We start from the raw sequence: 15,052 nt of genomic DNA on the forward strand, positions 1-15,052 counted from the left end.
AAGTTGTGATCGGCTGCCGCGGCGAGATCATTGCTCGTCATCCGCGAAGCTGGGAACGCGAAGATGTTGTCTTCGATCCCGTTCATTATCTGCCGCTGATCGAGCAGAAGATCAATGCGCTGGATCAGGCAGCGCCACTCCAGGGCTGGGATCTGCCGGACGAGTTCGCGACGCTGCGTCGGCTGATGGAAGGCCGTATGGCCAAGCATGGGCGGCGGGAATATGTGCAGGTTCTCCGTCTCCTGGAGAGCTTCGACCTTGCCGACCTGCATGCGGCCGTTAAGCAGGCCATTCAGCTCGGCGCGATCGGCTTCGATGCGGTCAAGCATCTGATCCTGTGCCGGGTCGAGCGCCGGCCACCGCGGTTGGACCTGGCGATCTATCCCTACCTGCCAAGAGCGACGGTCGAGAAGACCTCTGCGAAGGCGTATATGCGCCTTCTGTCGTCTGATGCGGGAGAAGCGGCATGAGCACCGAAGCACCCGACATCCTGCTCGCCCATTATCTCAAAGCCTTGAAGCTGCCGACCTTCCAGCGCGAGCACCAGAAGCTGGCCCGGCTCTGTGCCACCGAAGGTGTCGATCATGTCGGCTACCTGTTCCGGCTTGCCGAGCGGGAGACGATAGAACGGGACCGGCGCAAGGTTGAACGGCGGATCAAGGCGGCCAGATTCCCCGTCGTCAAAAGCCTCGACAGCTTCGACTTCACCGCCATCCCCAAGCTCAACAAGACGCAGGTGCTGGAACTGGCCCGCTGCGAATGGATCGAGCGCCGGGAGAACGTCATTGCTCTCGGCCCCAGTGGAACCGGCAAGACCCATGTCGCGCTCGGCCTCGGTCTGGCCGCATGCCAGAAAGGCTTGTCCGTCGGCTTCACCACGGCCGCCGCCTTGGTCAGTGAGATGATGGAGGCCCGTGATGAACGACGTCTGCTCCGGTTCCAGAAGCAGATGGCCGCCTACAAGCTGCTGATTATCGATGAGCTGGGCTTCGTGCCGCTGTCGAAGACCGGCGCGGAGTTGCTGTTCGAGCTGATCTCGCAACGCTACGAGCGCGGAGCCACCCTCATCACCAGCAATCTTCCGTTTGACGAATGGACGGAAACCCTGGGATCTGAGCGCCTGACCGGCGCGCTGCTCGATCGCATCACCCACCACGTCAACATCCTCGAGATGAACGGCGACAGCTATCGGCTCGCCCAAAGCCGCGCCCGAAAGGCCGGCTGAGACCCTTCAAAAAATCGCCACGGCGGCCTGAGACCCCCGCTCGGGCTACGCCCTCCCAGCGGTCTCAGGCCGCCGCCATAGTGGCCGACTTTTGCTCCGCCCCGTGGCCGGTTTTTACACCGCCGTTGACATCCGGTATGTTCTTATTTTGTTCCGTCAAATTCAAGATAATCTCGTGGCGATCAAATGGGTAACGCTGCCAACGTTAGAAAAATAATCCACGTCGATATGGATGCATTCTACGCATCGGTAGAACAGCGCGACAATCCAGATCTTCTTGGGAAACCAATCGCGGTTGGAGGCGCGGGAGCCCGAGGTGTGTTGACGACAGCCAGCTATGAGGCACGCGTCTTTGGTATTCATTCAGCAATGCCAGCTGTCACCGCAGCCCGAAAATGCCCCGACCTAATCTTCGTTAAGCCGCGTTTTGAAGTCTACCGAGAAGTCTCCCGGCAAATCCGCGAAATTTTCGCCGAGTACACGTCTTTGATCGAGCCCTTGTCGCTCGATGAGGCCTACCTTGATGTGACGGAAAATCTGAAGGAAATGCCGATTGCGACGGAAATCGCGTTGGAAATCCGCGCGAGAATCAAAGCGGTCACTGGTCTCAACGCTTCCGCAGGGATTTCCTACAATAAATTTCTTGCAAAGATGGCTTCTGATCTCAACAAGCCCAACGGGCAGGCCGTCATAACCCCCAAAAACGGACCTGGCTTCGTCGAAGCTCTGGCGGTCAAGAAATTTCATGGTGTTGGCCCGGCCACAGCGGAGAAGATGCACCGGCTTGGCATCGAAACCGGGGCGGACTTGAAAACGAAATCGCTGCAATTCCTGTCACAGCATTTTGGAAAGTCCGGCGGCTATTTTTACGGTATTGCCCGCGGTATCGACGAGCGGCAGGTTCGATCGGATCGGGTGCGAAAATCGGTCGGCGCCGAAGATACCTTTATTGAGGATATCAACGACCTTGAGCTCGCGAGAGACGAGCTGAAGCCGCTTGCAGACAAGGTTTGGGAATATTGCAAGTCGTCGGGTATTGACGCCAAAACGGTGACCGTGAAGGTGAAATATTCGGATTTCACCCAAGCAACGAGAAGCAAGACAAGCGCCCTCCCGTTTGCAGATGGTGGTGACGTTCTCCGCATCGCGACCGACCTGCTGGCGACGGTTTACCCGTTCAAGCTTTCCGTGCGGTTGCTCGGCGTTACGCTGTCAACGCTGACGAAGGCGACCTGTAACGGAGCCGGTGGCGAGCGATCGCAGCTCGACTTTAATTTATAGCGTCTCGCGGAAGTGTCGGCACCACGTCCGACGCCGGCCATCCTGCCCAATCATGATGAGATGTCGTAGTCTCGCACTGGCCCACGCAAAGTCACCTCAGAGAACTGGCCGCTTGTCGGAGTGCTGCCGGGAGGCTGTGGCATTCGGTGGCGCGGGCGCCGAGTAAATCGAGGACCCGGGCATGGTGTCTTTCCGGAACGAACATCCTCGCGCCCGCCAAGCTGTTGAAGATCAAGTCGCCAACCTGCTTCGCCCCCAAGCCTGTGATTACGCGCTCCGAGCAGAGAATATCCGCGGTTGCGATAACCTGCATAACAGCGAACCGTTCGGCCGCCATTCTCTGAGCCTTGCGCTCGTCTATCACAACCGTATGCCCCAACACAGCTCCGACGGCGAGGGTTGCCGCCTCGCCGTCGTCCAACGTGTCGGCGGCGCTGCCACTGATCAGGCTCGCGAAGATATCTTCGCCCTGTTCATCGAGATCGACAAACTCTAGCAATTCTTCGTTGACGAGTGCCGCGGCCAATTCTGAGTCATTTCTTCCATTGAATCGGTCAGCGACGAGTTCGTCGCGGACAACGGTGGAAGCGCGAAGCTTCACACCGAACGCGCGCACGACGTCACCCGCTCGTCCGGTCGCGTTGAGATTTATGATCACACTCGTATCGACAACGAGATGAGCAGAGACACTACCGGAGAATAGAGGTTGCCGCATTGGCCCCGCTTTCTTCGGTATCGATATCGCTAAGGATGTCGCGCACTTTGACACGATCCAAATGCAGCATTCGGGCGATTTGGCCCTCGCTCAGCAGACCGCGCTTTGCTGCTTGATAGGCCATGAGCCCGGTCTTAAGCGGGACCGGCAAAGCGGCTTCATCCTTCATGCGATCGCTCTGGGCAGCGTCACCAAGAACCTGCCTCACATGGTCATCCGTTATGTGACCATTCGCCTGAAACCAGTCCCAAGTACCGCGTTTGGTCAGTTGCAGCTCCTCCAGCCGCCGGACCATCGCCTCTCGGGAAACATGGAAGAAATGGGCAAGAACGATGACATGGCGACGCGTCAGGCTCGATGCACCAGCCGTGACTTCCTCAAATTTCTGGCGAACCGCCTGGCCAGGGGTAAGGAAGCCCCGCGCGAACGCGTTCGCATACTTTTCTTCTCGCGAGCTTTCGAGCTCGTCGATTTCGTTGACCTCGGGTTGAGTCCGCGTTGCAACCAGATGACCGAGCTCATGAGCTGCCGTTTGAGTGCGCCGGTCAAGAGGGTGGCTTGAGTTCAGGAGAATGCAGGCGCCCACCGAGGCTTCGAAGGCGAAGAGCCCCGAGATTTTCGCCGGGAGGCGACGGATGTAAAGACGAACGCCCATCTGCAGCTCCAGGACCGCGCCGATATCGGAAACGGGGGCGAGTCCCAGTCCTAACCAATGACGGAGTTCCAAAGCATGCTGCTCGGCCTGTTGGCGAACATCGCCAGCAAGGATAGCACGCTCCGGTGGCAGATTGCGAACATGGGGAATGCCAAGAAGCGTTTCCAGTTCGACATCGGCCCGAACAAGATCTGCCATGAGGTCTGCAGCCTTCGTAACGAACGCTTCCTCGTGGTCAGCCAGCTTGCGGAATTTCGGGGTGAGCTCCACATGCACCGCTTCTTTGCGCAAAATCGCATTGGCGCTGGTGCCGTAAAAGCCGGCAAGCTGCTGGAGCTCGCCGATTTTGACCCGCCGCGCGCCCTTCTCCATAGCAACGAGTGTGGTGCGTGCCACGCCGATCAAGGCAGCGGCGTCTGCCTGCGTTTTCGCTGCGCTCTCCCGAGCTATTCGAAGTCGCTCGCCAAGTTGCTCGGGATTGAGCTGGTCATGACCTTCAGTCATAGGGATTACGCCAGCCATTGGGCGACGAATGATTTTGGCCCAAGATCTTTCATGAATGCCTTCCATTCTTTTGCATGCTGTTCGAGCAAGCCGAAGAGGTGTTCCTCGGCCTCCCCCGTCGATATTTGCAGAATGTCTGCAAGCTGCCAGGCGCTTCGCTTTACGCGCGGATGATGCAGCGGGGAAAAGCGCATTTCTGCCAGATGATCAAGGTGCAATGCCCCGGCAATGCCGTAGCGCTGCATCGCGCACGTCACCTTGTTGAATCCGCCGACGGCGCCATCGGCAAATTCACCGGCGCCGAGGTTTTCCCAGATATAGTTTTCTTTCGGCTCACTGACACCGGCGGAATGAAAACTCAGCCTACGCAGCATGCACGCTGCACATATTCCACAATGCCGGCTGCTACCGTCAAACGATGAATTACGGCTTTGCTGCCAGCACGATCGGGTCCTGTTCCACTCATCGGGATTGGTTTCGATCGCGGCAAATGCAGCAAGCGTTTGCCCTTTGGTGCTCCACAGCTGCGGTAGCCGAAAGCAAACGGGATATTGGAAGATCGCCTGCACGACGTCCTCCATTTTGCGAAGAAACCGCGGGTGGTTGCGATAATCCTCATAGCTATGGCTCGTCGGCACAAGAGTGGGACCCAACGCGCCCTGCCCGCTTTCGGGCATCGCTACGTCATGCGTTCCAACCAGATAGGCGGCGAGCGCGCTCAGCAAGGTGAATTTAAACCCGCGGCTCCTAACCGACGATTCCTTTATACCGCCGCAATGCCGCATGTTGACGGAGAACGGGATATTGAGAAACGGGACTTTCTTGCGATCACGAAGCGGACGATCATCGGCTTTGGAGCCAACCCGGACCCTTATCAACCGGTCTGCACGCCCCGTGGCGCCGAGGATGGCCGATACCGCTCGCGAGTCGAGCCCATCGCTAAAAGGCGTTATCGTGCGACCCGGATCACCCCATTCGAACAGGCTTTGTTGGGAAAAATCGCGCGCGACATCGACCGACGCAGTGGTGAACCTGATGTTCCAATCATCGCCAGTCAAAAATTTCAACGCACCAACGATCGTGCCGACAACATCAGGACTGCGCCAGTGCGCCAGATCATGCACCGGCAAGAGAAGCTCGAAACGCCGCGCCCAACGGAGGCCTGAGCGCTTCAGAACCTTGTCACAGTATTCGACAGCGGCGATCAGCAGCATGGCGTCGTAGACGCGGCTGTCCCAGCTCTTAGTGCGATAATCATCCAGATGCTCCGTCTTGAAGACGATAGCCTTGCCTATTTCGGCCGTGTGCCAGCCATCGTCTGGCTTACGCCCTGGCTCGATCACGGCGACCCGAATGGCAGGCATCTCAACCGGGATCGCGCTCAAAATGGGACCCCCTGATCGACGCCGTCATGAACAGTTGGGGTTCGAGCAACACTGACGGAGCGGTCCCCCAGGATAGATTTCGCCATGCGATCAAAAGTACCGCTATTCGTCATGTGCATGATCGTCTCGTTCATCCGCCGGCGCATTTGCTGACATGCCCCCGGCCCAGCCTTCGCGAGGTAATGCTCCTCCATTGCTCGGCCACCAGCTGCAAGGCGTTCCGCCAAGGCAGAAGCCAATCCTTTTTCGAAAGCGACAAGCCCGCTGTATCCTTCCCGAAGTGCCATCTGAGCCCCCTCGAGAGCATTGGCAGCCAACGTATCGACTGCCGGATCCACCCGCAGACGATCCAGTTGGTCATGCGTCGTGGACGTCAAACTCAGAAGGTCTTGGCCGTCAACAATAGCCAGGATCGATTTGATTGTAGGTGCAACTTCAATGGCGACATCGCGCCACAGCGCAGATTCTGCCGCTTCACCAATCTGATTTACGGTGAAGGCAGGCTTGTAGGCCCAGGCGGCAACACGTTGGTATCCGTGGCGCAGAGGCAAGCTTTTATGCGGACCGTCGCTCATTCGAATCTCCTAATGTCAGATAGCTTGATATTTTTAATCTGACATGTCAACATTCGCGGATAGATTGTTTGATGCGATGAACGGGGAGCTTTGGTTTTGGATCGCTACAGGAATTTTGAAGAACTCGACCGACACGAGGACGGCAGCGCTTTTCGGATCGAAGCAGTCAATCGCCGATCGAGCATTTGCGTGATCGCCCCGCACGGGGGGAAAATCGAGCGAGGAACCTCCGAGCTTGCCCGGGCCGTCGCAGGCACCGAATTGAGCTACTACCTGTTCGAAGGCTTGAAGCCCAAGGACAATCGCGACCTTCATCTGACATCATCAAACTTCAATGAACCGCAAGCGTTAGGACTCGTCGCAGGTAGTGATATCGTTTTGGCTATGCATGGCTGTGAAGGAGAGGACGAAGTTGTCTACCTCGGCGGGAGACATGCAGCGCTGGCTGCAAGTATCTCGGCCGCATTCTTGAAACGCGGCTTTTCCGTGGGAACGCATAAAAATCCTGAATTGCAAGGCGTTGACCGGTCCAATATCTGCAACCGCGGAAAACTGGCAATGGGCGTGCAATTTGAGATTACCTTGGCCCTTCGTCTCCGCCTTTCGGACAAAACTGGCCGGTTGGAGTCACCCACAATAACCGACTTTGTCACCGCGATCAGGGAAGGATTCTCTGATCTTGGGCTGGCGTTCTAAGCACTATTGCTTCCCAAGCGGGCGGTTCAGATGACATTTGCGGTTTCTGGCATTGCGAACAATTCGCGTAATGCGTCAAATGATAGGAAATTATCATTGAGTGGATCAATAGATGGCACAATTAACTACGACCGACATGGCGTTGATCGACAAGATCTTTGGGATGTACGGTGGATATGTTCTGGACTTCAGTAACGAACGTTTCGCTGCCTTCTTCAACCGCGATCTCAAGATCGATATTTATCACGAAAGATACGCAATGCATGGTCCCTCCAAGGGGAAGCATTTCCGCGCGTTTCTAGAGGTATCTCCGGACGCCGATGTCGTTCGCGCGCTCACTGCCTTGTGGGAATACCGTGAAGCTGGCAGGCTTGATCGTGGAGAAGAGGAGACCATCCCACATGCTCGACAACGCTTAAGCGCTGTTTTGCACAAGATCGGTGGAAAAGCTCTTCCGGTCGACGCCGACGCCGAGCCGATCCAACCCAAGGTGACGCCTGAGATCAAAGGACCAAGCCAAAGCGATCTTGCATCATTGGAGCAAGAATTCCTGGCGCTAACGGTAATGAACGAGGCGCCGCAGCACCGGGGTTTTGCGTTTGAGCGCTTCCTGAAACGCTGGTTTGACGCTTGGGGTCTAGACGCCCATGCATCATTTCGCACACTCGGCGAACAGATCGATGGTTCGTTCCAGCACGAGGGAAACACCTATCTGGTCGAAGCCAAGTGGCATTCTCGGCCGACGGATGCGGCCATGCTTCACAGCTTTCAAGGCAAGCTGCTCGAACGTCCGGATTGGACCAGGGGACTTTACGTCTCATATGGCGGCTTCTCTGGCGAAAGCTTCGGCGCATTTACCGCCCGCCGTTTGATCATGATGGATGGTGCAGACATCTATCACGCGCTGAACCGCCGGATTGATCTTGGAGAAGTCGTGCGAAAAAAAGTCCGTCATCATTCTGAGCGACGTCAGCCGTTTGCTCGCGTGACAGATCTTTTCCCTGCCTGAGGATCGTCAATGAAGTTGTTTGCAACTCGGGTCTGGGGAATGGGCTTCGAACGTGTGCCTATCGCAACCTTCGGAATGAAAGGCCATGTCGATCGGCTACTTCGACTTGCCGGTCGAGGAGATCGCGTGCTTTTTGTTGGGACTCAGACAGAGAGAACCGACGAGGTTAATAGGGGACGGCTCCTCGGCATGGCCGAGATCGGTTTTGAGCCTTTGCGGACACTTGATCTTGTCGGGCGGGCAGATCTTGATGCGCGTGACTTCGACCCTGCTGGAAATTTCAAGTTCCCCCATGCAGTGGCTCTCACTCGCGCTTGGCGGTTCGACCCTGCGCCCAAAGTCGTTGAAACGCTCGCAAGACAGTTGACGATGGTGGCAACGTCGGGAGTTCAGGAAATTGAAGAGCCATCTGACATCGCTGCGATCCTCTCACTCCCGATGGTCGAAATTGTTCTGCCGGCATTGCCCGGCTTGGACGCAATGCGCCGGATGAATGACGCGCTACGCAACTCGACGGGTCCCAAGCCGCGCGATGCGGGCTACGTCGTCGATCAACCGGTAGAAGGCACGGCATGGACCTCGCTTCGGGAACCGAAATGTCTGGAAAATTGGCTGGTCAACGGATGTCGATGGTCGATGCCGTGACATCAATCTACATATTCCGATCGAGCTCGGCCTTGAGCAATGGAAAGTTGTGCTCCGTCAACGCATGGCAAGCCGCGATGCGGCCTATGCCATGGAACAGCGAATTCTCGAACTGCTGGCTGGCAAGCGCAAAGGGTACGAGCGTGTTCACTGCCTGCAGAGTGAATTGGATTCAGCCTGGCAGCAAGCTTTCATCGATGTCGTGCGCGGGCGGACAACCATAGCCTAACGCTATAAGTGATGGGTATATCCGCTAAAATATCCTGGAAATTTGCACGTCGAAAGCGGCCGTGACGCTGAAATCGTGATAGGCGGGCCTGTCAGTCATCATCGCGTCTGCACGGGCCGACCTGGCGACGGCGAACCCTGCGGGGTCGATCCATTCGACGACGTCACCGGCGGCGATCGGAATCACGTCATAACTTTGTCGCCGACCATCCACGCCCGTAAGCTGGCCTAAAATATTGCGGAGGGCAACTTCCGCTACGTGAGCGACGCGTTCCCGGCTAAGCTGCCACGCCCGGAAGTTTTGCGGATCGATAAGTGCCTCAGCATCTTTGGCGATCGCATTGGCATCCATCCAGAGTTCGAATTCCGGTCGGAGAGCCTGAGAGTCCTCGCGCGTGCCTGCGATGCCTTGACCAAGAGCGAATGCGACGAACGGATCCAAAGTGCCCCATCGAAGCAGCTCCCGAAACCAGAAGCCAATCCATGGGAGCCCCGTTGTTGCGCGCCACGTCTCAAGCGTCGGCGACTCAAGTTCACCAGCGTTTGCTGACCACACTTGCGCCACCGCTGCTCCAACCGCCACGCCTAGGCGAAATTCGAGATTGTCGGCGACGAACCTCTGCCATGTCCGTAATGCTTCGGGCGCCGGCTCTCCTGCTGCCGGTCTCTTCATCCACCAGCCAAGTACATCTCCCCAATTCGCGAGAATAGCGGTATCTGTTGCGGTGTTCCGGACACGATAACCGAATCCAGGTTCAGACCTGACACGCTCTCCCAATCCAAAGAAGAGCTGAAACCGTTGTTCATCGTTCCAAACGCCGTATTCGGCCGCGTCCATTATATCCGCTATGATGTGTGGAGTAATTGCTTCAAACATACGACCGATAAAAGGCGTAAAGCCAAAATGGTAAAGTCGCTTTCTCTGCTCCGGGTTTGGATATAACTGGTCAACAAAGGCTCGCCCTCGCTGAATGAACATACGTTCTAGAAAGTCCTCCTCAACGGCTGCGATGTGGGCAAAAGTCCGCTGCCAGAGACGTCGCAAATACACTTCAGCTGTAGCTCCATCCAGCTGATCCTCTGTGATCAGCGTAAGCTCTTGCGTCGCCGCGAGAATGAACCCGTCCAACTCATCCAGCGTGTCCCCTAGCTGGTCGAGTGGCAGACGTGATTCAGTCGCGAGGTTACCCCCGACTTGCTCGGGAAGCGTAGCCTCAAGCCAATCCAGGACCTGCTGTTGCGTTTGCAAGCCGAGATGCTGCGCACATTTGTTGATGATCGATGTGAGGAGAGTAACAAGGGGGCTGTGAACCGCTCCGTCAGCTCGCTCGTCGGCTGCCAGCCGTTGGATCAGATTATTAAAATCTGCCTCAGCTTGGCGGACCTGCTGGAGCTGCGTCTGCCGAGTTGATCCCCTGGCCATGCTTTGAGACGTCGTCGACGGTGATTGAGGAAGCACCACCAGCGTCATACCCTCGATCGCTTCGGCTGCACCCGGCCGGCCAGCTCGACCGGCAAGGTTTCGAAATTCAGCGGCTGACATTGGCTGAACGTCGGGCTCGCCGGCTACGGTATCAAAGCTGCGCCTCAGCAAGCTCGTCAAAAAAATGATATCGAACGGAAGATTCACGCCCTCAGTCAGTGTCGCTGTCGCGACTGTAATTGGACATATGCGCCGCTCAATCAACGCGGTCATGAGACGACGCAAGCGTTGCGGCATTTGTCCGTGGCTGGTCGCTATACCTCGATCGAGAAGGCGCAGCTCGAACGACTCTAAACCGCAATAGTCGATGCAAGCAGCTCGAGCCTCGAGAAAGAGCCCGCTGTCCCAGTCGTCGGCCGGGACAGCGAACCTGTAGACGTTCGCCCAACCAGGAAGATCAAATGCCTCGGCAAATCGCCGCATTACACGCTCTGGCGATTGCGTGATCGACACCAGAATCCTACGTCCCCCTTCGAGAAGATGGAGTGCGGTCCAGAGTGTGTAGATCTCAGTGAAGTGCGGAAGGCTGTTTCGTACCGGTGCCGCTGGCTGAGGCATGATCGGAATTCGTAGTGGCAGATAGACGGGAGCGTCCCGACCGCGGACATACAAAGGCTGCCCATTCATGAACTCAATAGTGGCTTGCGGTGCGCGGAAGGGGTCACACTGTAGGGAGCCAATCACTTGCCTGCTACTTCGATAGCCGAGACCGACAGGCTCGGCGAGCGCAGAGTTCTCAATCCAGCGTGACACCGGTCCCGCCGCACCACCGGCCACCGCCGTCAACGCAATCCTCGGCATGTCAGGCTTCAACGCAAAGAGACGGGAGACCATGGACTCTAAGCGCATTGGCCGGCTGTTATGTGCGGCCAATTCTCTCATGGCTTTTGCGTCTGCCTCACCGACGATCTGATGAGCCTCGTCAATAATCATGAGACGCAGGCGCCGCACGAGTAGGTGACCAATGTAGCGGATCAGCGCTTCGGCCTTCTCGACCGTAGCGATCAAAACGGCAGGCCTGTCTGCGGTCAACCAATAGTCGGTAATCCCCCAATCAGCACCGCCATAAAGGCCGGTAACAATAATGTCTCCACCGAGCTCTGCGGTCAGCTTCGTCTCGACCTCGCTGGCGAGAGCTCGTGAAGGCACGATGTAAAGGGCTAAAGGCGCATACTCTTGTTCTTCGACAAGAAGGAGCTCCTTGACCAGGGCGAGATTGGCTACGAGGGTCTTGCCAGAACCAGTCGGAGTGCAAAGTGCAAAACTGTCTCGTTCGATGAGCCGTTCGAGTCCCTGGACCTGTGATGGCCATAAAATACCGCGTCCGCGCGCAAACTGCTCTCTGGCAAATCTCCACATGCGCTGCTGTTGCGCCGGGAGGCGTTCAGAAAGACGAGCCACCTTCACGTGGATGCTATCGGTTGCAAATCTATTTGCTGTTGCTTCCATCAGCGTCAGCAGGATCCAGAGCTCGTCACTTGAGAACCGTGACACCGTGCCAATCAATCCGCCCAATTTTCTTGTCGCGAGCACGACGCGGTTCTGATGGCCTCGACGGACAGCGTCAGCAAACATTCCGATCGCGCGGACCGTTTCGGCGACAATGTATTCGCCCATCCGGCTGGGTGACGGTCGCGCGTGCTCATCGGCTTCCCGGCGGTCATCTAGCGCCTCGTCGGCAGGCTCGTCTGTTTCATGATCGTCGACGACTGCTTCAAGTAATTGGTCAGATCCGTTGCGGCCGGTAAGATGCCGGTGATTGGCCCAGTACCTGGAGACAGCTGCAAGGACAGTCTCGAAATCCGCGGCCAAAAACGCCGCAAAGATTGCCGCTGCATCGCCGCCAAACTCTCCTCTGCGAAGTATACTCGTCGCCATCGCCGGCAGCCCGGCCATCTGATAGGCAGCTGCTGAAAGGAGCGTGACTGGCACATCTCTGGTAACAGGGTCGGACGACCGAGCGAGCCATTCCAACAACTCGCCGGCGCGTCGGTAGCATCCGCTGGCGTCGCCTGAAGCTCGTCCATCGATCTCGGTGAATATGCCTGCGGCATGTAGGAGCCGGCGTGCATCTCCGAACTGATCGTGTGATTCCTGCAAACCCCATGCAATTGTCGGAACCTGCCACGAATTTTGAAGGCTGCGAACGAACAACCGAGCTTGGGCTGCTGTCAGCTCATTTTCCGCCGCGCGATTGAGGCGAACTGTGGCGGCAAGCGCGCGGCGTTGTTCGTCCAATCTGGCCATTATCGCGGGTTCCAAAGGCTATCGTAGAGGCGTTCTATCAACTCAACACCATTCGAGATGACCAGTTCAACGATTTGGATCGGTCGACCGGCAGTGTACTCAGGGGGAGCCGCGTTCGTTGGAAGATAGGCCTGGCCGGCAGCACGCCTTGCGGCCTTGTTGCCGGCGATGAACACATAGTCGGTGCGCGCGAGCGGCGCCGCTCCCAGAAGCAAGGCGCGATCGAGCGACACGATTGCTTCCGCATACTCTTCTCGCGCTTTCTCACAGAGCAGACGGTTTATCTGTTCAAGCCCTTGCGGAGCAGGAAGGCCGGTATTCATCTCATTCCAGATGCCGTCCCCTTTTCGCACGCCATTCGCTGCAGGGCCATCCCATTCGCCCAGCATCAATTCGTCCATTACAGCGGGGGTGAGTGAAGCTCGCCATTTCGCTTCGCCTGCAATGAAACGAACAACTTCTCCAGTAGCGGGATCGATGCCGAGACCGATAAAATCGTTTCCGTGCCTGCCAGAGACCTCGCGGACGCGCGCCGGGTCCCGGGCAAGAGCAAAGATATAGGCTTCGACTTCCGCATGGTATCGGAAGAGAAAAATCGGAATCGACCACTGGTGGCGACCGATGAATTGGTAGGCCTGGACAAGCATCCCTGCCATGACCTCGCCGAAGAGACCTTTTTTGGCCGTTGGCGGAAGGCAATTCGGATAACGGGCATTGCCACCAGGCCCGTCTGCATCTGGGTGGAGGTCGATCCGAGCGGTTTGGTGAAACACGTCCCTCGCGTCGAGATGCGCCGACTCGAAATACGGTCGAAGGGCCTCAACGAGGGCATCATCCGGTGCTGTCTGCTGCTCAAAAAGTATATGACCGTAGTTGCCGTTTTCCCTGGCCGCTCCCAGCAGCCATCGGCCCAATGCCTCCATCGGAGGACCGCAATTATGCATCATTTCTGAAACGCACCTCCAGTTGGACACCCCACGTCCAACGCGTCGACATAATCGAAATTGCAACTTATTGTATTCGTGCTCCGAAATAGTCAAACTAAACTTTTGAAAGCGTTGGGAACAGCAGAGATATGTGCTCCGGTGGCAAATCGGAGCGGGTTCTGTGCGAGCGTTTAGATTGGAGGGAATGATGGGGCAGGCAAACAACAGAAAGCAAGCCTACGGCGCTGCAAGGCAGCAGATACTGGATCGCTTTGCGGGCCAGCACCGTATCGTCGCTGAAGCAGCTATCAATCTGTTCGATCGGTTCATCCTGCCCAAGCGCTTCACTGGGGCGTGCTATCAGGTCACAATGACGCTCGAAAAGCACCTCGCGGAGGCTCACGCAATCGCGAGTAAAACCGTCGTCGGCTATGTCAACGATGGAACGGACGATATCATGATCTCCCACGCTTGGTTGGAATTTGACAGCATGAAGGTTGATCTTGGCCTGTATGTTGTCGAGCGCCCCGACGTTGTTCACCCCGGGGCGGTCATCGTCCTCGATCAACAACTACTGCCTGGCAGAGTGAACTACAGCTATCATACGGCCCGTCCCGCTGCGTCCTTGGCCATTGTCGAGAAAATGCTGAGGGATCCCTCGACGGCGCATGTCGCCCGCCGCAAGGAAATAGAACACGAAGCGATGCTCCAGCGGAGCCGCGATCCGGCACTCCGAGATGTCTATTTGGCCGGCGCACCACCTGGATCAAGCTTCGCTTCGATGACATCCGTTCTTTGACGATGGGGTAGTCCGAGCACGTGAATTCGCCAAAGGAAACCCTCCTTAAGTGATTGATTTTATGGTCAATAGAATCTCTAACGGAACCTATATGATAGTTAAGGTTCGTTACTGCCTACAGCCGACTTGTCAAGTTTCTACCATCGATAACCACCGATTATCGATGGTAGATTGACAGAGGCCGCGAATCCACCTGTCGGTCGGCCTGAATGAGCGGAAACGCTTGGTTTTCCGGCCTTTCAGGCAGCTTTCGGCGAGGATCGGCGGAATAGCGGTGGATACAAGAGCCTCGGCGAGGGGCACTCTTCTCTCAGGCCAGCGCGGATTTCTCTGCAATCCCTCCCCCGGTCAGCGCTTCTTACCCCTCCCCTCCCCCGAACGCCCTAGTTTCCGGCATTTCCGCCAAGGATGGCCGCCAGGGTGCGTTTCACGCCGATTGCTGCCGGATGCCCGTTCGACATTGGATTTCGTGTCTGGCGGGGCTGCATTTGCCCGATAAAACACGCTTGCAACTGTTCATTTTCTCACGCATTCATTATCTGTACAGAGCACCGGAAAATTGAGCGAGAAACCATGGCAAAACGGCAAGCCGCCAAACCGTCGCCGGCCACCAGACGTCTTATCGGGGCTCCGTGGGCATTTCTACATTAATACACGCTAAGGGAATTTGAAGTTGTTT

General features: G+C 56.8%; 13 protein-coding genes and 1 pseudogene. 8 read left to right on the forward strand and 6 right to left on the reverse strand.

Features of this window, described 5'->3' with window-relative positions:
* The 3 genes and pseudogenes from ACODTZ_RS35570 to dinB form a co-directional block, all read left to right on the forward strand.
* Positions 1–470: pseudogene (locus ACODTZ_RS35570) on the forward strand (IS21 family transposase); the annotation flags it as partial.
* Positions 467–1,225 carry an IS21-like element helper ATPase IstB gene (istB, locus tag ACODTZ_RS35575; protein WP_489031956.1) on the forward strand — a complete coding sequence of 253 codons (759 nt, stop codon included), beginning with the start codon at positions 467–469 and terminating at the stop codon, positions 1,223–1,225. The pseudogene ACODTZ_RS35570 and the gene istB, both read left to right, overlap by 4 nt.
* A 186-nt stretch (positions 1,226–1,411) precedes the next feature.
* Positions 1,412–2,506 carry a DNA polymerase IV gene (gene dinB / locus ACODTZ_RS35580; RefSeq protein WP_489031958.1) on the forward strand — a complete coding sequence of 365 codons (1,095 nt, stop codon included), beginning with the start codon at positions 1,412–1,414 and terminating at the stop codon, positions 2,504–2,506.
* A gap of 91 nt (positions 2,507–2,597) precedes the next feature.
* On the opposite strand, the gene ACODTZ_RS35585 is transcribed toward dinB, so the two are convergent.
* From ACODTZ_RS35585 to ACODTZ_RS35600, 4 genes are read right to left on the reverse strand one after another with little or no spacing between them, the layout of a single operon-like run.
* Positions 2,598–3,221: a PIN domain-containing protein gene (locus ACODTZ_RS35585; protein ID WP_489031960.1), complete on the reverse strand. Its 624-nt coding sequence runs from the start codon at positions 3,219–3,221 to the stop codon at positions 2,598–2,600.
* Positions 3,196–4,380 carry an ImmA/IrrE family metallo-endopeptidase gene (locus ACODTZ_RS35590; RefSeq protein ID WP_489031962.1) on the reverse strand — a complete coding sequence of 395 codons (1,185 nt, stop codon included), beginning with the start codon at positions 4,378–4,380 and terminating at the stop codon, positions 3,196–3,198. Before ACODTZ_RS35590 ends, ACODTZ_RS35585 begins: the two co-directional genes overlap by 26 nt.
* 5 nt (positions 4,381–4,385) lie before the next feature.
* Positions 4,386–5,765, reverse strand: a complete 1,380-nt coding sequence (locus ACODTZ_RS35595; RefSeq protein ID WP_489031964.1) for a 7-cyano-7-deazaguanine synthase — start codon at positions 5,763–5,765, stop codon at positions 4,386–4,388.
* Positions 5,762–6,340, reverse strand: coding sequence for a hypothetical protein (locus ACODTZ_RS35600; RefSeq protein WP_489031966.1), 579 nt, complete (start codon positions 6,338–6,340; stop codon positions 5,762–5,764). The genes ACODTZ_RS35595 and ACODTZ_RS35600 overlap by 4 nt, the downstream gene beginning before the upstream one ends.
* Before the next feature lie 96 nt (positions 6,341–6,436).
* On the opposite strand from ACODTZ_RS35600, the gene ACODTZ_RS35605 reads away from it, so the two are divergent.
* The 4 genes from ACODTZ_RS35605 to ACODTZ_RS35620 all read left to right on the forward strand — a co-directional run bounded on the left by ACODTZ_RS35605 (position 6,437) and on the right by ACODTZ_RS35620 (position 8,919).
* A complete protein-coding gene (locus ACODTZ_RS35605; protein ID WP_489031968.1) occupies positions 6,437–7,036 on the forward strand; it encodes a poly-gamma-glutamate hydrolase family protein in 600 nt (199 codons plus the stop codon).
* A gap of 112 nt (positions 7,037–7,148) precedes the next feature.
* Complete coding sequence (locus ACODTZ_RS35610) at positions 7,149–8,045, forward strand: restriction endonuclease (protein ID WP_489031970.1); 897 nt, start codon at positions 7,149–7,151, stop codon at positions 8,043–8,045.
* Between the two features lie 9 nt (positions 8,046–8,054).
* Positions 8,055–8,690, forward strand: a complete 636-nt coding sequence (locus ACODTZ_RS35615) for a hypothetical protein (protein WP_489031972.1) — start codon at positions 8,055–8,057, stop codon at positions 8,688–8,690.
* A gap of 13 nt (positions 8,691–8,703) precedes the next feature.
* Positions 8,704–8,919: a hypothetical protein gene (locus ACODTZ_RS35620; RefSeq protein WP_489031980.1), complete on the forward strand. Its 216-nt coding sequence runs from the start codon at positions 8,704–8,706 to the stop codon at positions 8,917–8,919.
* A 24-nt stretch (positions 8,920–8,943) separates the two neighbouring features.
* Here the strand turns inward: ACODTZ_RS35620 and ACODTZ_RS35625 are convergent, their stop codons facing one another.
* Both ACODTZ_RS35625 and ACODTZ_RS35630 read right to left on the reverse strand, forming a co-directional pair.
* Positions 8,944–12,648: a DEAD/DEAH box helicase gene (locus ACODTZ_RS35625; protein WP_489031974.1), complete on the reverse strand. Its 3,705-nt coding sequence runs from the start codon at positions 12,646–12,648 to the stop codon at positions 8,944–8,946.
* On the reverse strand, positions 12,648–13,571 hold the full coding sequence (locus ACODTZ_RS35630) for an aminotransferase (RefSeq protein ID WP_489031976.1): 924 nt from the start codon (positions 13,569–13,571) through the stop codon (positions 12,648–12,650). Before ACODTZ_RS35630 ends, ACODTZ_RS35625 begins: the two co-directional genes overlap by 1 nt.
* A 211-nt stretch (positions 13,572–13,782) precedes the next feature.
* Here ACODTZ_RS35630 and ACODTZ_RS35635 point away from each other — a divergent pair, with 211 nt between their 5' ends.
* On the forward strand, positions 13,783–14,373 hold the full coding sequence (locus ACODTZ_RS35635; RefSeq protein ID WP_489031978.1) for a hypothetical protein: 591 nt from the start codon (positions 13,783–13,785) through the stop codon (positions 14,371–14,373).
* The last annotated feature ends 679 nt before the right edge of the window (positions 14,374–15,052 follow it).

The organism is Rhizobium sp. FG113, assembly GCF_057809895.1.